Source organism: Knoellia sp. AC549 (genome assembly GCF_979258975.1).
This window is the reverse complement of record NZ_OZ409890.1, coordinates 3,801,427-3,824,649: the sequence shown is the minus strand read 5'-3', so window position 1 is coordinate 3,824,649 and position 23,223 is coordinate 3,801,427. Positions and strand designations below refer to the sequence as shown.

19 protein-coding genes, 1 tRNA gene and 1 pseudogene are annotated in these 23,223 nt (G+C 70.4%); 17 read left to right on the top strand and 4 right to left on the bottom strand.

Annotation, left to right across the window (positions count from 1 at the left end):
• Positions 1-5: 5 nt before the first annotated feature.
• The 15 genes and pseudogenes from hisI (at position 6) to ACZZ98_RS18545 (ending at position 16,325) form a co-directional block, all read left to right on the top strand.
• Entirely contained in the window at positions 6-374 is a 369-nt protein-coding gene (hisI, locus tag ACZZ98_RS18615) for a phosphoribosyl-AMP cyclohydrolase (RefSeq protein ID WP_463517626.1), read from the top strand.
• Positions 374-1,942 (top strand): anthranilate synthase component I, encoded by a 1,569-nt coding sequence (locus tag ACZZ98_RS18610; protein ID WP_463517625.1) that lies wholly within the window; start codon positions 374-376, stop codon positions 1,940-1,942. Before hisI ends, ACZZ98_RS18610 begins: the two co-directional genes overlap by 1 nt.
• Positions 1,939-2,511, top strand: a complete 573-nt coding sequence (locus tag ACZZ98_RS18605) for a Trp biosynthesis-associated membrane protein (protein ID WP_463517624.1) — start codon at positions 1,939-1,941, stop codon at positions 2,509-2,511. Before ACZZ98_RS18610 ends, ACZZ98_RS18605 begins: the two co-directional genes overlap by 4 nt.
• A 40-nt stretch (positions 2,512-2,551) precedes the next feature.
• Positions 2,552-2,785 (top strand): HGxxPAAW family protein, encoded by a 234-nt coding sequence (locus tag ACZZ98_RS18600; protein WP_463517623.1) that lies wholly within the window; start codon positions 2,552-2,554, stop codon positions 2,783-2,785.
• An 11-nt stretch (positions 2,786-2,796) separates the two neighbouring features.
• Positions 2,797-3,648 (top strand): indole-3-glycerol phosphate synthase TrpC, encoded by an 852-nt coding sequence (gene trpC, locus ACZZ98_RS18595; protein WP_463517622.1) that lies wholly within the window; start codon positions 2,797-2,799, stop codon positions 3,646-3,648.
• Complete coding sequence (gene trpB, locus ACZZ98_RS18590) at positions 3,645-4,901, top strand: tryptophan synthase subunit beta (RefSeq protein WP_463517621.1); 1,257 nt, start codon at positions 3,645-3,647, stop codon at positions 4,899-4,901. The genes trpC and trpB overlap by 4 nt, the downstream gene beginning before the upstream one ends.
• A complete protein-coding gene (trpA, locus tag ACZZ98_RS18585; protein WP_463517620.1) occupies positions 4,898-5,710 on the top strand; it encodes a tryptophan synthase subunit alpha in 813 nt (270 codons plus the stop codon). The genes trpB and trpA overlap by 4 nt, the downstream gene beginning before the upstream one ends.
• On the top strand, positions 5,707-6,177 hold the full coding sequence (locus tag ACZZ98_RS18580; protein WP_463517619.1) for a MauE/DoxX family redox-associated membrane protein: 471 nt from the start codon (positions 5,707-5,709) through the stop codon (positions 6,175-6,177). The genes trpA and ACZZ98_RS18580 overlap by 4 nt, the downstream gene beginning before the upstream one ends.
• A gap of 49 nt (positions 6,178-6,226) precedes the next feature.
• Entirely contained in the window at positions 6,227-7,003 is a 777-nt protein-coding gene (locus ACZZ98_RS18575; RefSeq protein WP_463517618.1) for a DsbA family protein, read from the top strand.
• Positions 7,003-7,863, top strand: a complete 861-nt coding sequence (gene lgt, locus ACZZ98_RS18570) for a prolipoprotein diacylglyceryl transferase (RefSeq protein ID WP_463517617.1) — start codon at positions 7,003-7,005, stop codon at positions 7,861-7,863. The genes ACZZ98_RS18575 and lgt overlap by 1 nt, the downstream gene beginning before the upstream one ends.
• 144 nt (positions 7,864-8,007) lie before the next feature.
• Positions 8,008-12,553 (top strand): annotated as a pseudogene (gene gltB / locus ACZZ98_RS18565) (glutamate synthase large subunit).
• Positions 12,546-14,009 (top strand): glutamate synthase subunit beta, encoded by a 1,464-nt coding sequence (locus tag ACZZ98_RS18560; protein ID WP_463517616.1) that lies wholly within the window; start codon positions 12,546-12,548, stop codon positions 14,007-14,009. Before gltB ends, ACZZ98_RS18560 begins: the two are co-directional and overlap by 8 nt.
• A gap of 43 nt (positions 14,010-14,052) precedes the next feature.
• A complete protein-coding gene (pyk, locus tag ACZZ98_RS18555) occupies positions 14,053-15,513 on the top strand; it encodes a pyruvate kinase (protein ID WP_463517615.1) in 1,461 nt (486 codons plus the stop codon).
• A gap of 60 nt (positions 15,514-15,573) precedes the next feature.
• Positions 15,574-15,659: transfer RNA gene (locus tag ACZZ98_RS18550), tRNA-Leu, on the top strand.
• Between the two features lie 42 nt (positions 15,660-15,701).
• A complete protein-coding gene (locus ACZZ98_RS18545; RefSeq protein ID WP_463517614.1) occupies positions 15,702-16,325 on the top strand; it encodes an ANTAR domain-containing response regulator in 624 nt (207 codons plus the stop codon).
• 142 nt (positions 16,326-16,467) lie between these two features.
• Here the strand turns inward: ACZZ98_RS18545 and ACZZ98_RS18540 are convergent, their stop codons facing one another.
• Positions 16,468-17,283, bottom strand: coding sequence for a DUF554 domain-containing protein (locus ACZZ98_RS18540; protein WP_463517613.1), 816 nt, complete (start codon positions 17,281-17,283; stop codon positions 16,468-16,470).
• Between the two features lie 119 nt (positions 17,284-17,402).
• Between ACZZ98_RS18540 and ACZZ98_RS18535 the strand changes: the two genes are divergently transcribed.
• Positions 17,403-17,972, top strand: a complete 570-nt coding sequence (locus tag ACZZ98_RS18535) for a GNAT family N-acetyltransferase (RefSeq protein WP_380089647.1) — start codon at positions 17,403-17,405, stop codon at positions 17,970-17,972.
• Positions 17,973-17,975: 3 nt separating this feature from the next.
• On the opposite strand, the gene ACZZ98_RS18530 is transcribed toward ACZZ98_RS18535, so the two are convergent.
• A complete protein-coding gene (locus tag ACZZ98_RS18530; RefSeq protein ID WP_463517612.1) occupies positions 17,976-18,434 on the bottom strand; it encodes a hotdog fold thioesterase in 459 nt (152 codons plus the stop codon).
• A gap of 48 nt (positions 18,435-18,482) precedes the next feature.
• On the opposite strand from ACZZ98_RS18530, the gene polA reads away from it, so the two are divergent.
• A complete protein-coding gene (gene polA / locus ACZZ98_RS18525; protein ID WP_463517611.1) occupies positions 18,483-21,161 on the top strand; it encodes a DNA polymerase I in 2,679 nt (892 codons plus the stop codon).
• Here the strand turns inward: polA and ACZZ98_RS18520 are convergent.
• Together ACZZ98_RS18520 and ACZZ98_RS18515 are read right to left on the bottom strand one after the other, a co-directional pair.
• Entirely contained in the window at positions 21,118-22,296 is a 1,179-nt protein-coding gene (locus ACZZ98_RS18520; protein WP_463517610.1) for an MATE family efflux transporter, read from the bottom strand. The genes polA and ACZZ98_RS18520 overlap by 44 nt on opposite strands.
• 32 nt (positions 22,297-22,328) lie before the next feature.
• Entirely contained in the window at positions 22,329-23,198 is an 870-nt protein-coding gene (locus ACZZ98_RS18515) for an FkbM family methyltransferase (protein WP_463517609.1), read from the bottom strand.
• Positions 23,199-23,223: the final 25 nt, after the last annotated feature.

Genomic DNA, 23,223 nt, shown 5'->3' with positions numbered 1-23,223 from the left:
GCACAATGGCGGACGTGCCCGATCTCGACCCCGCCGTCTCCAGCCGCCTTCGCTTCGACGACGCCGGCCTCGTCGCCGCGATCATCCAGCAGCACGACACCGGCGAGGTCCTCATGCTCGGGTGGATGGACATCGAGGCGGTCCGTCGCACCCTGACGGAGGGGCGCGTGACCTTTTGGTCGCGCAGCCGACAGGTCTACTGGCGCAAGGGCGACACCTCGGGCCACGCCCAGCTCGTCAAGTCCGCGGCCGTCGACTGCGACGGTGACGCCCTGCTCGTCCGGGTCGAGCAGGTCGGCGCCGCCTGCCACACGGGCGACCGCACCTGCTTCGACGCCGGGGCGCTCGACGTCGTCGTCGGAGAGGTTGGTTGATGAGCAGCGGCCAGGGGACGGGCCCCTTCCCGGACCTGGGGTTCGGTGCGACCTGGCCCTCGCTCGACGTCTTCTCGGTGCTCGCCGAGGGACGCCGTGTCATCCCCGTGGTCCGGCGGCTCATGGCCGACGCCGAGACCCCCGTCGGCCTCTACCGCAAGCTCGCCCAGAGCCGCCCGGGGACCTTTCTGCTCGAGTCGGCGGAGCACGGTGGGGTGTGGTCGCGCTACTCGATCATCGGGGTCGCGAGCCGAGCCACGCTCACCGAGAAGGACGGTGAGGCCCACTGGGTCGGGGAGCCACCCGTCGGTGTCCCGACGACCGGTCTGGCCACCGAAGCGTTGCGGGACACCGTTGCTGCCCTCGCGAGCGAGCCGATTCCGGGTCTGCCACCGCTCACGGGTGGCATGGTCGGGATGATCTCCTACGACGCCGTCCGCCGCTGGGAGAAGGTCCCGTCGACGACGCCGGACGTCCTGCACCTCCCCGAGATCTCGATGATGCTGGCGACCGACCTCGCCGTCCTCGACCACGCCGACGGGTCGGTCCTGCTCATCGCCAACGCCGTCAACTACGACGCCACCGACGAGCGCGTCGAGGATGCCTGGGCCGACGCCGTCGCACGCCTCGACACGATGACGCACGACCTCGGGGCGAGCGCCGAGAGCACGGTGTCGCTCGTCGAGGCGGATGTCGTCGACGAGGCCCTCGGGACGGTCACGGCCAACCTCACGCGCGACGACTACGAGCAGATGGTCGAGAGCGCCAAGGAGGACATCCGGGCCGGTGAGGTCTTCCAGGTCGTGCTCTCGCAGCGCTTCTCGATGCCATGCCCTGCAGACGCCCTCGACGTCTACCGGGCCCTGCGGGCGGGCAACCCCAGCCCCTACATGTACCTCTTCCGGTTCACGCGACCGGACGGCACGGCATACGACGTCGTGGGCAGCTCGCCGGAGGCGCTCGTCAAGGTGACGGGCACGCAGGCGATCACCCACCCCATCGCCGGCTCCCGTCCGCGCGGCAAGTCGCCCGAGGACGACGTGCGCCTGGCCGAGGACCTCCTCGCCGACCCCAAGGAGCGGTCCGAGCACGTCATGCTCGTCGACCTCGGGCGCAACGACCTCGGCCGTGTCTGTCAGCCGGGCACTGTCGACGTCGTCGAGTTCATGGACGTCCGCCGCTACAGCCACGTCATGCACCTCGAGTCCACGGTCGTGGGTGAGCTGCGCCCCGGGGTCCGGGCCTATGACGTCCTCGTCTCGACCTTCCCGGCGGGCACCCTGTCGGGTGCGCCGAAGCCGAGGGCGCTCGCGCTCATCGAGGGCTACGAGCCGTCCCGCCGAGGTGTCTACGGCGGGGTCGTCGGCTACCTCGACTTCCACGGCGACCTCGACATGGCGATCGCCATCCGCACCGCGCTCATCGACGGCGGGGTGGCGCACGTCCAGGCCGGCGCCGGAATCGTCGCCGACTCGGTGCCCCGCAACGAGCACGACGAGTGCATCGCCAAGGCAGCCGCGGTCCTGCGCGCCGTGGCCACGGCCGCGGCCCTGAGGAAGGTCCCGTGAGCCTGCTCCGACGCCGCGGTGTCCTCGTCCTGCTCGTCGTCCTCGGGGCCCTCCTCGTCATCGTGACGGCGTCGCGCACCTGGCTCACCGGCTCGGTCGACGACGTCGTCCTCGGCGCCCGGTCGGTGGCCGCGACCGGCGCCGACGCTGCCGGAGGGGTCGTGGCGCTCGCCCTCGTCGTCGTCGCGGGTGCCATCGCCTCCGCGACCGCGGGCACCCGTGCCCGCGTGGTCGCCCTCGTGCTGACGGCCCTCGCGGTGCTGGCCGGCATCGTCAGCGTCGGCCGCGTGCTCCTTGATCCCGACGCCGTCCTCGGGCCGATCGCTGCAGCAGCTGCCGGCCGCACCGGGTCGCTCGAGACGGCCTCGCGGGTCAGCGCGTGGCCATGGGTTGCACTTGCCGGGTTCCTGCTCGCGGGACTCGCCCTGGTCGGCCTCGCCCGGGTCCGACGAGCCGCTCCCGGGCTCTCCTCGCGCTACGACGCGCCCGGTCGTCCACCCGAGAGCGACTGGGACCAGCTGAGCGCCGGTGACGACCCCACCGATGTCGGTCGGGCACCGCGAACCTGACACAATGACGCCCGAACGCACAACCTTCCGGGAGGCACTCATGGCTGAGCACGACGACGACAACCACGGCAACAGCGTGGCGGCGTGGGTCATGGTCGGGATCGTTCTCGTCGCGTGCGCCGTCATGGCGATCGCGATGATCTTCCCCAACCTCCCACTGTTCATCGGTGGTGTCGTCCTCGTCGGGGTCGGCCTCGTCGCAGGCAAGGTGCTGGCCCTCGCCGGATACGGCGCCAACGGCGCGATCTCGCGCCGCGACACCAACATCTCCTGAGCCGGGTGCCCATGCCGACCGTGCTCGACGCCATCGTTGCCGGCGTGCGCGAGGACCTCGCCGTCCGGGCAGACCGGGTGAGCCTGTCCGTGCTCGAGCGCCGCATCGCCGAGATCCCCGGGGCCATCGATGCCGAGGAGCGGCTGCGGGCCGACGGTCTCTCGCTCATCGCCGAGGTCAAGCGGGCCAGCCCCAGCAAGGGTGCGCTCGCCGACATCGCCGACCCTGCGTCCTTGGCTCGCGCCTATGCCGATGCCGGGGCCACGGCCATCAGCGTCCTCACCGAGCAGCGCCGCTTCGGGGGCAGCCTCGACGACCTCGACGCCGTCCGGGCGGCAGTCTCGGTCCCGGTGCTGCGCAAGGACTTCATGGTCACCGACTACCAGCTCTACGAGGCCCGCGCGCACGGAGCAGACATCATCCTGCTGATCGTCGCGTCGCTCTCCGACGACGAGCTCCTCCGCATGCACACCCTCGCCCAGGACCTCGGGATGACCGCCCTCGTCGAGGTCCACGACGAGGGCGAGACCCAGCGCGCCGTCGACGCCGGTGCGCGGGTCATCGGCGTCAACGCCCGCAACCTCAAGACCCTCGAGATCCACCCCGACACGTTCTCGCGCCTCGTGCCGCTCATCCCGCCGGGTGTCGTCACCGTGGCCGAGTCGGGCATCCGGGGCGCTGACGACGCCGCGATGTATGCCGCGCAGGGCGCCGACGCCGTGCTCGTGGGCGAGACACTCGTGCGTGGCTCGGACCCGTCGGCGACCGTGCGGGACATCATCGCCGCCGGCGCCCGCACCACGCAGGGGTCACCCGGTCCGCTCGCAGCTCCCAGTGGTCCGCACACGGTCGGTCCCGCGTGAGCGCCGGCCGCTTCGGGCAGTTCGGCGGACGCTACGTGCCCGAGGCCCTCGTCCCGGCTCTCGAGCAGCTCGACGAGGCCCGGCTGACAGCCATGCAGGACCCGACGTTCCTCGCCGAGCTCGACCACCTGCACCGCACCTACACCGGACGGCCGAGCATCATCACCGAGGTCCCGCGCTTCGCCGCTCACGCCGGCGGAGCGAGGATCATCCTCAAGCGCGAGGACCTCAACCACACCGGTTCCCACAAGATCAACAACGTCATCGCGCAGGCACTGCTGACCAAGCGCATGGGCAAGACCCGGGTCATCGCCGAGACCGGGGCGGGCCAGCACGGGGTTGCGACGGCGACCGCCGCTGCCCTCATGGGGCTCGAGTGTCGCGTCTACATGGGCAAGGTCGACACCGAGCGGCAGGCCCTCAACGTCGCGCGCATGCGCATGCTGGGCGCCGAGGTCGTCGCGGTGGAGCACGGCAGCGCCACCCTCAAGGACGCCATCAACGAGGCGCTGCGCGACTGGGTGACCAACGTCGAGCGCACCCACTACCTCATCGGCACGGTGACCGGCCCGCACCCGTTCCCCGAGATGGTCCGTGACTTCCACCGCATCATCGGTGTCGAGGCCCGCGAGCAGGTGCTCGAGCTGACCGGCCGGCTGCCCGACGCCGTCGTCGCCTGTGTCGGTGGCGGGTCCAACGCCATGGGCATCTTCCACCGCTTCATCGAGGACGAGGGCGTCCGGCTCGTGGGGGTCGAGGCCGGCGGCGAGGGGCTCGAGGGGCGGCACGCTGCACGCTTCGCCACGGCCGTTCCCGGGGTGCTGCACGGCGCGATGAGCTACCTCATGCAGGACGAGGACGGCCAGACCACCGAGTCCCACTCCGTCTCCGCCGGGCTGGACTACCCCAGCGTCGGGCCTGAGCACGCCCACCTGCGGGACACCGGCCGGGCGGAGTACGTCTACGCCACCGACGACCAGGCGATGGAGGCTTTCGCGCTGCTCTGCCGCACCGAGGGCATCATCCCGGCGATCGAGTCGGCCCACGCGCTGGCCGGCGCCCTGGTCCTCGGCCGTGAGCTCGGCCCCGACGGCACGATCCTCGTCAACCTCTCGGGGCGCGGCGACAAGGACATGCACACCGCCGCCGAGTGGTTCAACCTCGTCGGCGACGTCGTCGACGGCGACGAGATGGTCCCCTCGGGGGAGTCCGACGACCCGGGCGCCACCGGTGACGGACGGACCCAGCTGTGAGCCTCGACCTCGGCGCCGGTGACGTCCTCGCCCGCTGCAAGGACGAGGGTCGTGCTGCCCTCATCGGCTACCTGCCGGTCGGCTTCCCCGATGTGGAGGGCTCGATCCGCGCCATGGTCGCCATGGTCGAGTGCGGCGTCGACATCGTCGAGGTCGGCCTCCCGTACTCCGACCCGCTCATGGACGGCCCGGTCATCCAGCGTGCCGTCGAGGCGGCGCTCGCCGGAGGGTCTCGAGTCGTCGACGGCTATCGGGCCACCCAGGCCGTCCGCGACGCCGGGGCGCCGCCGCTCGTCATGGCCTCGTGGAACCTCATCCTGCGCCGTGGGGTCGACCGGTATGCCGCGGAGCTGGCTGCCGCCGGCGGTGCCGGCATCATCACCCCCGACCTCATCCCCGACGAGGCGCAGGAGTGGATCGCGGCCAGTGAGCGGGAGGGCCTCGACCGGGTCTTCCTCGTCGCCCCGAGCTCGACACCCGAGCGGTTGTCCAGGGTGACCGACGCCTGTCGTGGGTTCGTCTATGCCGCCTCGACCATGGGTGTCACGGGCCTGCGGACCACCGTGGACTCGGCCGCGCGAGACCTCGTGGACCGGACCAGGACCGTCACCGACCTGCCGGTCTGCGTCGGGCTGGGCGTCTCGAACGGCGACCAGGCTGCCGAGATCGCCCAGTACGCCGACGGCGTCATCGTCGGCACCGCCTTCGTCCGGGCCCTGAGCGGGGACGGGGAACTCGGAGCACGTCTCGACGCGTTGCGCGAGTTGACGACTGATCTGGCGAGGGGTGTGAGGGAAGGAGCGAGGTGAGCACGCGTGTCGCGGATGGTCTCGGGCTGGTCGCCCGTCTCGTCCTCGGCGGAGTGTTCCTCGTCGCCGGTGCCCTCAAGGTTCCCACCCCCGAAGCGCTGGCCAAGGCCACACAGGCCTACCAGGTCCTCCCGCACGACGTCGCGGCCTACGTCGGCTACGCCCTGCCGATCGTCGAGGTGATCCTCGGGCTCCTGCTCATCCTCGGTCTGTTCACCCGGGTGTCAGCGGTGATCACCTCGCTCCTGCTCGTCGCCTTCATCGTCGGCATCGCACAGGCGTGGGCCCGGGGCCTCACCATCGACTGCGGCTGCTTCGGCGGTGGCGGCGCCGTGAGCGCCGGCGAGACGTCCTACCTGCCACGGATCCTCGAGGACCTCGGGCTGCTCGCATGCGGCCTGTGGCTCTCCTGGCGCCCCACGTCCCGCTTGTCCCTCGAACGCGCGCTCTTCGGCCCTGCCGGCTGAGCGCCGCGTCCCCACCACCCCCGACCCGCAAACACAAGGAGCCCAGCTCATGGCGAAGAAGACGACGGGGTCGGCCGGCGCCCGCCAGGCCGGGATCGACGCGACCCGCAAGAACGCCCGCCGCGGCCCGGACCGGATCATCGTGGGCGCGGTCGTCGCCGTCGTGGCGATCATCGCCGTCGTCGGGGGAGTGGTCCTCGCGGCGCAGGGCAAGCAGGAGCGGGTGGGCACGAGCACCTCGGTGCCCGCAGGTGCCGAAGTCATGGGGGCGGGCTACGTGGCCAACAAGGACGTCGCCCTCGTCCCCGGCGCTCCCACGCTCGAGATCTACGAGGACTTCCAGTGCCCGGCGTGCGCCCAGTTCGAGCGAGTCATGGGTGCCACCGTCGCGGAGCTGGCTGAGCAGGGCAAGATCAGGCTCGTGTATCACTTCAAGACGATCATCGACGCCAACACCGGGACGACCCACTCGTTGACCATGGGCAACGCCGCCATGTGTGCCGCGGAGGCGGGCGCGGGTGCCTTCCAGTCCTTCCACGACGACGTGTTCGCCCACCTGCCCGCCCAGGAGGGGCAGGGCTGGACCGCGGCCCAGACGAGGGGCTTCGCCGAGAAGGCCGGCATCACCGGCGCGGCGCTCGACACCTGGCAGTCCTGTGTCGAGCAGCAGAAGTACAACGCCTACATCGAGTCGACCGAGGACGCCTCGGCCCGGGCCGACATCACGGGGACGCCGACCATCGTCCTGGCCGGTCAGCGGCTCGACCTCGACCAGATCGGTGACGCCCAGGGGCTCACCGCCGCCATCGAGGCAGCGACCACGTGATGCTCCCCGCGACCATCCCCAGCCCGACCGCGGGTGTCCTGCACCTCGGTCCGCTCCCGATCCGTGGCTACGCGCTGTGCATCCTGCTCGGCATCGTCGTGGCCGTCTGGCTCACGGAGCGGCGGATGCGCACCCGCGGAGGTGAGCCGGGGCAGGTTTTGGACGTCGCGGCATACGCCGTCGTGTCCGGCATCATCGGCGGTCGGATCTATCACGTCATCACGACGCCCGACCCCTACTGGGGCGAGGGCGGCAACCCCGTCGACGCGCTCAAGATCTGGGAGGGCGGGCTCGGCATCTGGGGGGCGGTGGCACTCGGCGCACTCGGCGCGTGGGTCGGCTGTCGTCGCGTCGGCGTGAGGTACCTCGACTTCGCGGATGCGGCGGCACCGGGCATCGCCATTGCCCAAGGCATCGGCCGGTGGGGCAACTGGTTCAACAACGAGCTCTACGGCGGGCCGACCGATCTGCCCTGGGGCCTCGAGATCCACAAGTGGGACAACGCCGCCGGCCGGGCGGTCACCGACGCCAACGGGGAGGCCGTCGTCCAGGGCATCTACCACCCGACCTTCCTCTACGAGGCGATCTTCGTGATGGCCCTCGCGGTGGCACTCCTGCTCATCGAGCGGCGCCGGTCCCTGGCGCCGGGGCAGCTCTTCGGCCTCTACATCGCCGGCTACCCGATCGGTCGCATCATCATCGAGAAGATGCGCACCGACGAGGCCGAGCTCATCTTCGGTCAGCGCCTCAACGTCTGGACGAGCATCATCGTCTTCCTCATCGGAGTCGCGATCGTCGTCCACACGGGTCGGCGAGCTCGAAAGCCCTCGGAGGCCACCCCGGAGCCGTCCACGATGTGAGATACCTGCGCTCGCATTGCAAGACGCGCGTGGGATAGCATCCGTCAAAACGTGGCCACCGCTGTCCGCGTCCGATGACCTCCTGTGCCCGGTCCCCGCGTTCTCGCGTTCCCGGCCCCGACTCCCTGAGGACGGTGACCCGACGTGTCTCCGACGCGCTTCTCCGCCCACCCGGCCGACACCGGTCTGTACCGGCGCGCCCACGAGCACGATGCCTGTGGTGTCGCCATGGTGGCCACCATGCGTGGCACCGCCGGCCACGACATCGTGGAGCACGCGCTCACCGCGCTGCGCAACCTCGACCACCGGGGTGCCACGGGCGCCGACCCGCTCGTCGGTGACGGTGCCGGCCTGCTCACGCAGGTGCCCGACGCGTTCTACCGTGCCGTGCTGGAGGTCGAGCTCCCCGCCGCGGGTGCGTATGCCGCTGGCATGGCCTACCTGCCCCAGGACGAGTCGACGCGCGCGGACGCCGAGCAGCGGATCGCCCAGATCGCCACCGAGGAGGGCCTGGAGGTCCTCGCCTGGCGCGACGTGCCCGTGGCTCCCGAGCTGGTCGGCGAGCAGGCACGTGCCTGTATGCCGGTCTTCCGGCAGCTCTTCGTCGCCGCTCCCGACCGCGGTGTCACCGGGATCGAGCTGGACCGACTCGCCTTCTGCCTGCGCAAGCGCGCCGAGCGCGAGGTCGAGGTCTACTTCCCGTCCCTCTCCGCGCGCACCATCGTCTACAAGGGCATGCTCACGACGGGACAGCTGGAGCCGTTCTTCCCGGACCTCTCGGACGAGCGCTTCGCCAGCGAGCTGGCTCTCGTGCACTCGCGCTTCTCGACCAACACCTTCCCGAGCTGGCCCCTGGCCCACCCCTACCGGCTCATGGCCCACAACGGCGAGATCAACACCGTCAAGGGCAACCGCAACTGGATGCGCGCGCGAGAGAGCCAGCTCGTGTCCGACACGATCCACGGCGACCTCGACCGGCTCTTCCCGATCTGCACGCCGGACGCCTCGGACTCGGCGAGCTTCGACGAGGTCCTCGAGCTCATCCACCTCGGTGGCCGGTCCCTGCCGCACGCCGTCCTCATGATGATCCCGGAGGCGTGGGAGAACCACGCCGAGATGGACCCGGCCCGGCGCGCCTTCTACGAGTTCCACTCGACGTTCATGGAGCCGTGGGACGGACCCGCCTGCGTCGCCTTCACCGACGGCACCCTCATCGGCGCCGTGCTCGACCGCAACGGGCTGCGTCCCGGCCGCTACTGGGTCACCGAGGACGGCCTGGTCGTCCTCGCCTCCGAGGCCGGAGTCCTTGACCTGCCGGCCGAGAAGGTCGTCAAGCGTGGCCGCCTCCAGCCGGGTCGCATGTTCCTCATCGACACCGCGGCCGGCCGCATCGTCAGCGACGACGAGGTCAAGTCCGAGCTCGCCGCCGAGAACCCCTACGAGGAGTGGCTGCACGCGGGCCTGCTGTCGCTCGACCAGCTCCCCCCGCGCGAGCACATCATCCACACGGCAGCCTCGGTCGCGCGGCGCCAGCGCACCTTCGGCTACACCGAGGAGGAGCTCAAGATCCTGCTCGCACCGATGGCGCGCTCCGGCGGTGAGGCCCTGGGGTCGATGGGCACCGACACCCCGGTCGCGGTCCTGTCGGACAAGCCTCGCCTGCTCTTCGACTACTTCACGCAGCTCTTCGCGCAGGTGACGAACCCGCCGCTCGACGCGATCCGCGAGGAGCTCGTCACCTCGCTCGGCACGGTCATCGGGCCCGAGGGCAACATGCTCGGGGCCAGTCCGGTGCACGCCCGCCAGGTGGTGCTGCCCTTCCCGGTCATCGACAACGACGAGCTCGCCAAGATCGTCCACATCAACGCCGACGGTGACCTGCCCGGCTACGCGACGCATGTCGCCCGCGGCACCTACCGGGTCGCCGAGGGCGAGGCGGCCCTGCGCAGCCGCCTCGACGAGATCTGCACCGAGGTGAGCGAGGCGATCGCCCGCGGGGCCCGCTTCGTCGTGCTCTCCGACCGTGACTCGGACCGCGACCACGCCCCGATCCCGTCGCTCCTGCTCACCTCCGCGGTGCACCACCACCTCATCCGCGAGAAGACCCGCAACATGGTCGGGCTCCTCGTCGAGGCAGGTGACGTGCGCGAGGTGCACCACGTCGCCCTGCTCGTCGGGTTCGGCGCGGCCGCCATCAACCCCTACCTCGCCATGGAGACCGTCGAGGACATGGTGCGCACCGGTGCCGTCACGGGGGTCACCGCCGAGCAGGCCGTCAAGAACCTCATCAAGGCGCTCGGCAAGGGCATCCTCAAGGTGATGTCCAAGATGGGCATCTCCACGGTGGCCTCCTACCGTGGCGCGCAGGTCTTCGAGGCGCTGGGTCTGTCGCAGGAGCTCGTCGACGAGTACTTCACCGGCACGGTCTCGCAGCTCGGTGGGATCGGTCTCGACGTCATCGCTGCGGAGACGGCGGCACGTCACGACTCGGCATACCCGACCGACGGCGTGATCCTGTCGCACCGCAAGCTGCGTGTGGGCGGCGAGTACCAGTGGCGTCGAGAGGGCGAGCCGCACCTCTTCGACCCCGACACCGTCTTCCGCCTCCAGCACGCCACGCGTGAGCGCCGCTACGACATCTTCAAGCAGTACACCGAGCGCATCGACGACCAGGCGGAGCGCCTCATGACGCTGCGCGGACTCTTCGAGCTGGGTGGACGGACCGAGCGTGAGCCCATCCCGATCGACGAGGTGGAGTCGGTCGGCGACATCGTCAAGCGCTTCAACACCGGTGCGATGAGCTACGGCTCGATCAGCCAGGAGGCCCACGAGACGCTCGCCGTCGCGATGAACCGGCTCGGCGGCCGGTCCAACACGGGTGAGGGCGGCGAGGACCTCGAGCGGCTGCTCGACCCCGGGCGCCGCTCCGCGATCAAGCAGGTCGCCTCCGGTCGGTTCGGGGTGACCTCGGCCTACCTCACCAACGCCGACGACATCCAGATCAAGATGGCGCAGGGCGCCAAGCCGGGCGAGGGCGGCCAGCTGCCCGGCCCCAAGGTCTACCCGTGGGTGGCGCGCACGCGTCACAGCACTCCCGGCGTCGGCCTCATCAGCCCGCCGCCGCACCACGACATCTACTCGATCGAGGACCTCGCCCAGCTCATCCACGACCTCAAGAACGCCAACCCACAGGCCCGGATCCACGTCAAGCTCGTCTCCGAGATCGGCGTCGGCACGGTTGCGGCCGGGGTCTCCAAGGCTCACGCCGACGTGGTGCTCATCTCCGGGCACGACGGAGGCACGGGGGCGTCACCGCTCACCTCGCTCAAGCACGCCGGTGGACCCTGGGAAGCTCGGGCTGGCCGAGACCCAGCAGACCCTCGTCCTCAACGGCCTGCGGGACCGGATCGTCGTCCAGGTCGACGGCCAGATCAAGACCGGGCGCGACGTCGTCATCGCGGCGCTGCTCGGAGCCGAGGAGTTCGGTTTCGCGACCGCCCCGCTCGTCGTGAGCGGTTGCATCCTTATGCGTGTCTGCCACCTCGACACCTGTCCGGTGGGCATCGCCACCCAGAACCCCGAGCTGCGCTCGCGCTTCACCGGCAAGCCGGAGTTCGTCGAGACCTTCTTCGAGTACATCGCCGAGGAGGTCCGCGAGCACCTCGCCTCGCTCGGCTTCCGCAGCATCGAGGAGGCGATCGGTCAGATCACCGCCCTCGACACGACCAAGGCCGTCGCCCACTGGAAGGCAGCCGGACTCGACCTCTCGCCGATCCTCGCCGAGGTCGAGAGCCCGGACGGCTCCGGGAAGCGCCACACGACCGGCCAGGACCACGGCCTCGAGAAGGCGCTCGACCACCAGCTCATCGCCATCGCTCGCGAGGCCATCGACGACGGGACCCCGGTGACCGGCGCGATGTCGGTCCGCAACGTCAACCGGACGGTCGGCACGATGCTGGGTCACGAGGTGACGCGGACCCACTCGGGCGGCCTGCCCGACGGGACGATCGACCTCACCCTCACCGGGTCGGCGGGCCAGAGCTTCGGCGCCTTCGTCCCCAGGGGGATCACCCTGCGGCTCGTCGGCGATGCCAACGACTACGTCGGCAAGGGCCTTTCCGGTGGCCGGATCATCGTCGCCCCCGACCCGGGCTCACCGCTCACGGCCGAGGACAACGTCATCGCCGGCAACGTCATCGGCTATGGCGCGACCTCCGGTGAGATCTTCCTGAGGGGCCGTGTCGGAGAGCGCTTCTGCGTGCGCAACTCGGGCATCACGGCCGTGGTCGAGGGCGTGGGCGACCACGGCCTCGAGTACATGACCGGTGGCACCGTGCTCATCCTCGGACCGACCGGACGCAACGTCGCGGCCGGCATGTCGGGTGGTGTGGCGTACGTCCTGGACCTCGACGCGTCGCGGGTCAACGGCGACCTCGTCGACGTCTCTCCCTTGCGGGACAGCGACCTCCATGTGGTGCGCGACCTGCTCGAACGTCACCAGAGCCACACCGGGTCGGCCGTCGCCACCCACCTGCTCGAGGACTGGGCCACGGCGCGATCGCGCTTCTCGCTCGTCCTTCCCCGCGACTATCAGCGTGTCCTCGACGTGCGCGCCGCTGCCGAGGCCGAGGGCCTCGACCTCGAAGGCGCCGAGGTCTGGGACCGGATCATGGAGGCTTCCCGTGGCTGACCCCCAAGGCTTTCTCAAGAACCGCGAGCGCGAGCTCCCGGCCCGTCGCCCGGTGCCCGTGCGCATCCGGGACTGGCGCGAGGTCTACGAGGAGCAGGAGCTCGGACAGCTCCAGACGCAGGCCGGCCGCTGCATGGACTGCGGAATCCCGTTCTGCCACAGCGGATGTCCGCTCGGCAACCTCATCCCTGAGTGGAACGACCTCGCCTGGAAGGGTGACTGGCGCTCGGCCATCGAGCGACTCCACGCCACCAACAACTTCCCCGAGTTCACCGGGCGGCTCTGCCCGGCGCCCTGCGAGACGGCCTGCGTGCTCGGCATCAACCAGCCCGCGGTGACGATCAAGCAGGTCGAGGTCACGACGATCGAGAAGGCCTTCGCCGACGGTGGAGTCTCGCCCCGCCCGCCGGAGCGACTCTCCGGCAAGACGGTCGCCGTGGTCGGATCCGGACCGGCCGGCCTCGCCGCCGCCCAGCAGCTCACCCGCGCCGGTCACACGGTCGCGGTCTACGAGCGGGCGGACCGCCCCGGCGGTCTGCTCCGCTACGGCATACCGGAGTTCAAGATGGAGAAGTCGGTCCTCGACCGCCGGCTCCAGCAGATGCAGGCCGAGGGCACGCGCTTCCGCAGCTCGGTCGACGTCGGTGGCGACGTCACGTGGGAGCAGCTGCGCGCCCGCTACGACGCCGTCGTCATCGCCATGGGTGCCACGGTTCCCCGCGACCTCGACGTTCCCGGACGCCGAGAGGCCACGGGCGTGATGCAGGCCATGGACTTCCTCCCTCCGGCCAACCGGGCCGCGCTCGGCGAGAGCGTCGAGGGCCAGGTCACGGCGGAGGGCAAGGACGTCATCGTCATCGGCGGAGGTGACACCGGTGCCGACTGCATCGGCACCTCGCACCGCCAGGGCGCGCGGTCCGTCACGAGCCTCGAGATCATGCCCCAGCCGGGGGAGGCCCGTGCGGCCGGACAGCCTTGGCCGACCTACCCGATGACCTTCCGGGTGGCCTCCGCCCACGAGGAGGGCGGCGAGCGCCTGTATGCCGTGAGCACCCAGGAGGTCGTCTCCGACGACCAGGGTCGGGTCAGCGGTCTGCGGGTCCACGAGGTCCGTCGCGGTGAGAGTGGCTTCGAGCCCGTCGAGGGCACCGAGAAGGTCCTGCCGACGCAGCTCGTGCTGCTGGCCATGGGATTCCTTGGGCCGCAGACCGAGACGCTCGTGGCGCAGCTCGGGGTCGATCTCGACGAGCGGTCCAACGTGCGTCGCGGCGCCGACTACATGTCGTCGGTCCCCGGAGTCTTCGTCGCCGGCGACGCCGGTCGCGGTCAGTCGCTCATCGTCTGGGCCATCGCCGAGGGCCGTGCGGCGGCCCATCACGTCGACGCCTGGCTGTCGGGCAAACCCTCGCGGTTGCCGCGTCCGGTGAACCCCACCGACCGCCCTCTCACAGTGTGAGCCCCGTCACGGCGCAACCGTTCTCGCAGATAGGCTGACGTCCATGCGCCGCGCCAAGATCGTCTGCACCCTGGGTCCTGCCACCTCCACCCCCGAACAGCTCCGCGAGCTCGTCCGATCGGGGATGGATGTGGCTCGGTTCAACCTCTCCCACGGGGACCTCGAGGACCACGCCAAGGTCTACATGGATGTGCGTCGGGCGAGCGACGAGCTCGGCCACGCCGTCGGCATCCTCGCCGACCTCCAGGGCCCCAAGATCCGCACCGGCCGGTTCAGGGACGGCTCGGTGATGCTCGAGAACGGCGCCCGGTTCACGATCACCAACCGTGACGTCGAGGGCACCAAGGACGAGGTCGGCACGACCTATGCGGGCCTGCCGGGCGACGTCTCGGCCGGTGACTCCATCCTCATCGACGACGGCAAGCTCGCCCTCACCGTGCTCGAGTCCACCGAGACCGACATCCTCTGCGAGGTCGTCGAGGGCGGCGTGCTCAGCAACAACAAGGGCATCAACGTCCCGGGCGCGGCCATGAGCGTCCCTGCCCTCTCCGACAAGGACGAGGAGGACCTGCGCTGGGCCCTGGACACCAGGGTCGACATGATCGCGCTGTCCTTCGTGCGCAGCGCCGCGGACATCGAGCCGGTCCACCGGATCATGGACGAGAAGGGCTGGCGCATCCCCGTCATCGCCAAGATCGAGAAGCCCCAGGCCGTCGACAACCTCGACGAGATCATCCGCGCCTTCGACGGGCTCATGGTGGCTCGCGGAGACCTCGGCGTCGAGATGCCCCTTGAGACCGTGCCGCTGGTGCAGAAGCGGGCCTGCGAGCTCGGTCGTCGCAACGCCAAGCCGGTCATCGTCGCGACCCAGGTCCTCGAGTCGATGATCACCAACAGCCGACCCACCCGCGCCGAGGCGTCGGACGCGGCCAACGCGGTCCTCGACGGCGCCGACGCACTCATGCTGTCCGGTGAGACGAGCGTCGGGGCGCACCCGCTCGAGGCGGTCCGCACCATGGCTCGCATCATCGAGAACACCGAGGAGCACGGCCTCGGCCGGATCAAGCCGCTCGACACCAAGCCGCGCACCAAGGGCGGCGCGGTGACGGCTGCCGCCGCCGAGATCGGCGAGCTCCTCGGTTGCAAGTACCTCATCACCTTCACCGTGAGCGGTGACTCGTCACGTCGGCTCGCGCGCGTCCGGCCGCGGATCCCCATGCTCGCGTTCACCCCGCACCAGTGGACGCGCTCCCAGCTGTCCCTCACGTGGGGTGTCGAGACCTTCATCACCGCTCCGGCCCGGCACACGGACCAGTTCGCCATGCAGGTCGACGAGGAGCTGCTTGCGTGCGGCAAGGCGGAGGAGGGCGACATGGTCGTCATCGTCGCCGGGTCGCCTCCCGGCATCCCCGGCTCGACCAACGCCCTGCGGATCCACCGCATCGGGGACGCCAAGAACAGGATCGCGCCGGCATACGGCGACCTCGCGGGCACCTCGGCGTGACCTGACGTCGGGGCTGCACGTGCAGCCCCGACGCCACCGTTAGAATGTCTCCGCACGCCCGCCGGGGTGGTGGAATGGCAGACACGGAGCACTCAAAATGCTTTGCCCGCAAGGGCGTGCGGGTTCAAGTCCCGCCCTCGGCACCAGCCTTGCGCGACTGGTCGATGACGTCCCCTAGGCTGGGCGTCGTGAGCAACTCGACCCCCGAGACGTCCGGGACCCCCGACAGCACGCCGACCGCCAAGCGGATCCTCGTCGCCGAGGATGAGGCCATCATCCGGCTCGACCTCGCCGAGATGCTCGGAGAGGCCGGCTACGACGTCGTGGGTCAGGCCAGCAACGGCGAGCAGGCCGTCCAGATGGCCACCGAGCTCCGCCCCGATCTCGTGGTCATGGACGTCAAGATGCCTGTCCTCGACGGCATCTCGGCAGCCGAGCAGATCGGCAAGGAGCGCATCTGCCCGGTGGTGATGCTCACCGCCTTCAGCCAGACCGAGCTCGTCGAGCGCGCGCGCGACGCCGGGGTCATGGCCTACATCGTCAAGCCGTTCACGGCGACCGACGTCGTCCCGGCCATCGACATCGCGCTGTCCCGATGGGGTGAGCTGAAGACGCTCGAGTCCGAGGTGGCCGACCTCGGCGAGCGGCTCGAGACCCGCAAGTCCGTCGACCGCGCCAAGGGCGTGCTCATGACCAAGCTCAAGATCAGCGAGTCCGAGGCGTTCCGCTGGATCCAGAAGACCGCGATGGACCGTCGGATGGGCATGAAAGAGGTCTCGGACGCCGTCGTCGCGGGCATGGAGAAGGCCTGACCCGACCTGCCCGAGTCGGCTCCACCCGACTTTGTGCCGCTCCACCCCAGTTGCCAACCCGGGCTGAGCGGTCCTTTATCGGGTCACCCGATAATGCGGCCGAGTGATCCGGTATGCCGGCCGGCCGGCATACCGTGTCGGTTCACCTCAGGACGATGACGAGCTGCGTGAGCAGCGGAGCGACGAGCAGTGCCGGCAGCATGTCGGCCACGGGCACGTCCTTGATGCGCAGCAGACGCAGACCGATGCCGGCGAGCATCAGCCCACCCGTGGCCGTGAGCGCGAGGATGTGTGGCTCGGGGAGCACCGACCCGAGGAGGACGCCCACGACCGTCAGGGCCCCCTGGACGACCGCGACCGACACGGCCGACAGGAGCACACCCACGCCGAAGGTCGAGGCGAACGCCAGCGCCGCGAAGCCGTCGAGCACCGACTTGAGGAGCAGCTGGTCGATGCCGCGCCCCAGGCCGTCGGAGAGCGAGCCGAGGATCGTCAGCGGACCGACGCAGAAGAGCAGTGAGGCGCCGAGCCAGCCCTCGATGAACTTCTCGCGGGCCGTGGTCACCCGCACCGTGCCGCCGGCGGAGTCCGCGGGGGCGGGGTCGTCCGTGTCGGCGAGCGCGGGGGAGCGGCGCGCGAACCAGGCCTCGATGAGGCCCGCGAGCGACTCGAGCCGGTCGCCGATGCGCAGCAGCGAACCGACGATCGACCCGATGAGGAGCGAGCCCAGGACGATGAGGACCGGCGCTCCGCTCCCGGTGGCGTCGGACAGGACGCGGTCCGTCACGCTGACGGCTGAGAGACCGGCCATGAGCAGCGTCGTGAGCCCGAGGCAGTCGGTGACCACGGAGCGGGTGCGATCCGGGAAGCGGTGTCCCACAGCCATGCCGAGCAGTGCACCGACGACGACGGTGGCGACGTTGATGACGGTCCCGAGACCGGGGAACGAGGGATCCACGGCGGCGACTCTACGGCTCACTGCCGGGCAAGTTGCCCAAGGGCTACCGCGTGAGCCCTTCGTACCCGTAGGGTCGAGACGTCAACCGCGCAGGGGGCTGTGAGGTCGAGGAGGCGCCGGTGGCGCGCAGCATGGTCGAGGTCGCGGCCGTCCCACGGGACGAGCTGCAGGACTTCGTCGGACTCTGGCTGGCATCCAAGATCGATGCCGGCGTGCCGCTCGAGGTGGCCACCCGGTTCGCCAACGACGGGCGCCTCGAGCTCGCGCTCGGTCGCCCCGACGTCTACGCCCACGTGGCGCGCATCGATGGTCGGCCGGTCGGCTACGTCGTCACCACCGAGAACCCGTTCGGTCTCCAGCCGGAGCCCGAGATCGCCATCGAGCTCCTCTTCGTCGACCCGGCGTCGCGCCGGCACGGCGTCGCCAGGGCGCTGCTGTCCGCGGTCACGTCGCTGGCCGAGCGGACCGGCTCGGAGGTCGTCGTGTGCAACGTGCCGAGCCAGAGCCGGGAGGCCCACCGCTTCTTCGCCCGGCTCGGCTTCTCGTCGGTCCTCGTGCGCCGGGTCGTCGGCACCACCCAGCTGCGACGTCGGCTCGCCCCTCAGGGCAGCGTCGTCAACGGCACGGTGGACCAGCTCATCCGGCGCCGCCGGTCGCGGCGCTCGATCGCGGCCCGCGCCGCCAGCTGAGGCTCACGCGCCCGGCGGTGCCTGCCGGATGAGGCAGGTGAGCCGCGAGGTGCAGACCCGCCTGCCGTCCTCGTCCGAGACGACGATCTCCCACGAGCTGAGCGTGTTGCCCACGGTCAGCGGCGTCGCGACCCCGGTGACGACACCGCTTCGTGCGGCCCGGTGGTGCGTCGCGTTGATGTCGGTGCCGACGACGATGCGGTCCCTGCCGGCATGGATGGCGGCTCCGATGGACCCCAGGGTCTCGGCGAGCACGACCGACGCTCCGCCGTGGAGCAGCCCGTAGGGCTGGGTGTTGCCCTCGACCGGCATCGTCGCGACGATCCGCTCGGCCGTCGCCTCAGTGACCTCGATCCCCATGCGGTGCATGAGCGAGTTCGGGTTCAGGGCGCTCATCTGCTCCACGAGGGGCATGAGGTCCTTCGACGAGTCGTCGGCTGCGTTGTCCGTCGTGCTGCTCATGTGCGGTCGCCTTCACTGGTGTCGGGGGTTGGCCATAGGCTGCCACGCGTGAGTCGCCTCCTTCTCCTCGACGGTCATTCCCTTGCCTATCGCGCGTTCTTCGCCCTCCCGGTGGAGAACTTCTCGACGAGCACCGGTCAGCACACCAACGGGGTCTACGGCTTCACCTCGATGCTCATCAACGTCCTGCGCGACGAGGCCCCCACCCACATCGCGGTGGCCTTCGACGTGTCCCGCCAGACCTTCCGCTCGGAGGAGTACGCCGAGTACAAGGCCACCCGGTCGGTGACCCCGAGCGAGTTCCAGGGCCAGGTCGCGCTCGTGCGTGAGGTGCTCGACGCCCTGCGCATCAAGCACGTCCAGGTCGACGGCTTCGAGGCCGACGACGTCATCGCGACCCTGACGACGATGGCCGAGGCCGAGGGCATGGAGGTCGTCATCGTCACGGGTGACCGCGACGCCTTCCAGCTCGTGACCGACAACGTCTCGCTGATCTATCCGGTGCGCGGCGTCTCCGACGTCTGGCGGATGGACCCCAAGGCCGTCGAGGACAAGTACCTCGTGTCGCCCGAGCGCTACAGCGACCTCGCCGCGCTCGTCGGCGAGACGAGCGACAACCTCCCGGGTGTCCCGGGGGTCGGGCCCAAGACCGCAGCCAAGTGGCTCGGTCTCTACGGCGACCTCCAGGGGGTCGTCGCCCATGCCGACGAGATCAAGGGCAAGGCGGGAGAGTCCCTGCGAGAGCACCTCAACGGCGTCCTGCGCAACCGCCGTCTCAACCAGCTCGTGCGCGACCTGTCGCTGCCCGTGACGATCGCCGAGCTCGAGCGGGCGAACTGGGACCGCGAGGAGGTCCACAGGGTCTTCGACGGCCTCGAGTTCCGCGTCCTGCGCGAGCGGCTCTTCGAGACCTTCGACGCCACTCCCGACGAGGCCGAGGGCGGCTTCGACCTCGACGCGTCGGTGCTCGGGTCCGCCGAGCTGGGTCCGTGGCTCGCCGAGCACACGACCTCCGAGCCGACCGGCGTGCACGTCGTCGGCGCGTGGGGTCGCGGCACGGGTGACGTGACGGCAGTGGCACTGGCCACGGCAGGTGACGCGGCGGCATACATCGATGTCGTGGAGCTCGACGAGAGCGGCGAGCGGGCGCTCGCCGAGTGGCTGGCGGACGCTTCGCGTCCGAAGGTCCTCCACGACGCCAAGGGCCCGATGCATGCGCTGCAGGCGCGGGGTATGCCGCTGGGCGGCGTGACGATGGACACCGCCCTCGCGGCCTATCTCGTCAAACCCGACCAGCGCAGCTTCGACCTCGCCGACCTCGTCGTCCGCCATCTCGGACGTGAGCTCAGGGCCGAGGAGCAGCCGGGTGGTCAGGGGATGCTCGACCTGACGATGGAGGACAGTGCCGAGGCCGTCCAGGGTCAGGACGCGATGGTGCGCGCGCGTGCGGTCCTCGACCTGTCCGTGCCGCTCGGTGAGCAGCTCGAGGCGACCGGTGGGACCGAGCTGATGCGCGACATCGAGCTCCCGCTCGTGGGGATCCTCGGGTCGATGGAGCGCACGGGGATCGCCGTCGACGTCGACGCCCTCACCGCGCTCGAGGCGGACTTCGCCGCCAAGGTGCGTGAGGCGCAGCTCGACGCCTACGACGCGATCGGTGGCGACGAGATCAACCTCGGCTCACCCAAACAGCTCCAGACGGTGCTCTTCGAGACGCTCGGCCTGCCCAAGACTCGGCGGACCAAGACGGGCTACACGACCGACGCCGACGCGCTCACCGACCTCTATGCCAAGACCGAGCACCCGTTCCTCGAGGCCATGCTGCGCCACCGCGACGCCATGCGGCTGCGGGTCACGGTCGAGGGGCTCATCAAGTCGGTGGCCGAGGACCAGCGCATCCACACGACCTACATCCAGACGATCGCCGCGACCGGCCGGTTGTCGTCGACGGACCCCAACCTCCAGAACGTGCCGATCCGCACCGAGGCGGGGCGACGGATCCGCGAGGTCTTCGTCGTGGGCGACGGTTCTGAGTCGCTGATGTCGGCTGACTACAGCCAGATCGAGATGCGGATCATGGCGCACCTCTCCGGCGACGAGGGTCTCATCGAGGCGTTCCGCACCGGTGAGGACCTGCACCGCTTCGTCGGTGCACGCGTCTTCGGTGTGGAGCCCGCGGACGTCACGGCCGAGATGCGCAGCAAGGTCAAGGCGATGAGCTACGGCCTCGCCTACGGCCTGTCGGCCTTCGGGCTGTCCAAGCAGCTGACCATCTCGACGGGTGAGGCCCAAGGCCTCATGGACGAGTACTTCGCGCGGTTCGGTGGGGTGCGCGACTACCTGCGCGAGATCGTGGGGCAGGCGCGGGGGACCGGCTACACCCAGACGATGCTCGGCCGCCGTCGCTACCTCCCGGACCTGTCCAGCGACAACCGACAGCGGCGTGAGATGGCCGAGCGGATGGCGCTCAACGCCCCGATCCAGGGCTCTGCTGCCGACATCATCAAGCTCGCGATGATCGGGGTCGACCGGGCGCTTCGGGAGTCGGGTGCGAGCTCGCGCATGCTCCTACAGGTCCACGACGAGCTCGTGCTCGAGATCGCCGAGGGCGAGCGCGACGACGTCGAGGCGCTCGTGCGCGCCGAGATGGGCCGGGCCGTCGAGATGGACGTGCCGCTCGACGTCAGCGTGGGCCTCGGCCGGAGCTGGCACGACGCGGCACACTGACCACGACCCCGACCACGGCGACCACGAGGGACGCGACCAGGAACGTCGTCGCCACGTCCGTGACCGTGTCATGACGCCACAGCACGACGACCCCCGTCGCGAGCCCCACGGCAACCCAGACGAGGTAGCCGACGACGTGTCGTCCCTGGGACGCACCCCAGAACACGAGCACCTGCGCGAGCGCCCACGCGCCGCCGAGCGCCGTGAAGGCCGGCACGAGACCGGCCAGGTGCGTGTATGCCGTGCCGCCCACGACGCGGATGAGCGGCCCTGACAGCAGGGCTGAGAACGTGACACCCGCGGCCACGATGGCAGCGGTCCCGCCGAAGGCGACGAACAGGGGCCGCGCGCCCCGGGACCGGGACATGTGCGGGAACAGCACGGTCGCGAGGAACGCAGGACCCCAGAACGCGGCCTTCGCGAAGAGACTGAGGACGGCATACGCACCGGAGTCATCGCCGGAGAGGACGTGGCGGGCGACAGGGGTGTCGATGGTCGAGGCGACGAGCAGTGCCGAGGTCCCGGCCATGCCGGCGAGGACCCGTCGCACCTGGACGGGCACGTCCCGATGCAGGGCCCGACCGAGGTGACCGCTGACGAGTGCCATGAGGCCCAGGGCCAGGAACCAGGAAGCGACTGCGGTGAGCGCCAAGACGCCGGTGACGCCCCAACCGAGCCACGCTGCGAGCGCGCCGCCGCCGGCGCGCGCCGCGGATGCGACGGCATAGACCGTCCCCAGGGCCACGAAGCGTTCGGCGCCCTGGAGGCTGCCCTGCACGGCGGCGGCGAGACAGGTCGGCAGCATGGAGGCGGCGACGAGCAGGACCGGAAGCGGTCCGTCGAGGTGGAGCAACGGCACGATGACGGGAGTGAGGAGCGCGACGACGGCCGTGATGATGAGCCCGACCACGGCACCGGTGCGCAGCGCCGTTGCTTCGGCGTCCGGGCGCTGGAGGGCGACGCGCCAGGCACTCACCAGCTGGGTCGAGAGGGCGGCGACCCCCGCGATGATCACGAGGTTCAGCAGGGATGCGACGGCGCCGAGGTCGTCAGGGTCGAGCTCCCGGTTGAGGACGAGGAACAGCCCGTAGCCGAAGACGTTGGCCAGGAGGGTGCCGGCACCAACGGCCCCCACTCCGAGACTGGCAACGCTTCCGGCGCGACCCGTCAGTCGGGCCACAGCTCGAGCAGGACGTCTTGGCACAGCGGTCTGCGCCGCTCGCCCAGTGGCCGACCGAACTTCACGACGCGGGCTCGCGGGCAGGCTGAGCGGACCGACTCGAGGACATCGAGGTTCGCCCGTGTCGGATCCCTCCCCAGACCGAGTTCGATGAGGAGGAACCGCGAACGCAGCAGGAGCTCTCGGGCACCCTGCAGCACCTCGAGCTCGAACCCCTCGACATCGATCTTCAGCAGGTCGACCGCGCCGACGCCCCGGGCGAGCTCGTCGAGAGGGGACACCGCGACATCGACCGTGCCCACGATGTCGTACCCCGACAGTGCGTCCCGCCGAAGGGTCGACATGACGGGAAGCGCAGCCCGGCCGAGGGGCAGGATGGCGTGCGCCGCACCTGCTGCTGCGCACACCGTCGTGACGTTGGCCGCGGACGCCAGGCCGGCTGCGAGGCGTGCGTGGACGTCGGGGTCAGGCTCGATGGCCAGGATGGAAGCGGTCGGGGCGAAGAGGAGTACCGCGGCCGAGAACTGCCCGATGTTCGCGCCGACGTCGACGATGACCGGGCGGTCGCCACCCAGGACCTCCAGGGCGACGTCGTCGTGCACGTCACAGACGCTGCTCTGGAGGGTGCCGACCTCGTTCGCGGTCTCGACCACGACCCGGAGGGCGCCGACGCTCATCGTGGTCGGTCCACCTCGGGCCAGCGAGGCCAGCGCCACGGCCTTGGACCTGAGGAGCTGCCAGCGAGCAGCGATGGGCAGATCGGCTAGGCCCAACGTGCGAGCGTCGAGGGCGGTCGACTGAGCGGCCATCCCCAGCGCGACCGCAGCCGTGCGACGTCGCCGAGGGTGAGGTGTCATTGGCGGTTATGTTAGTACCAACCAG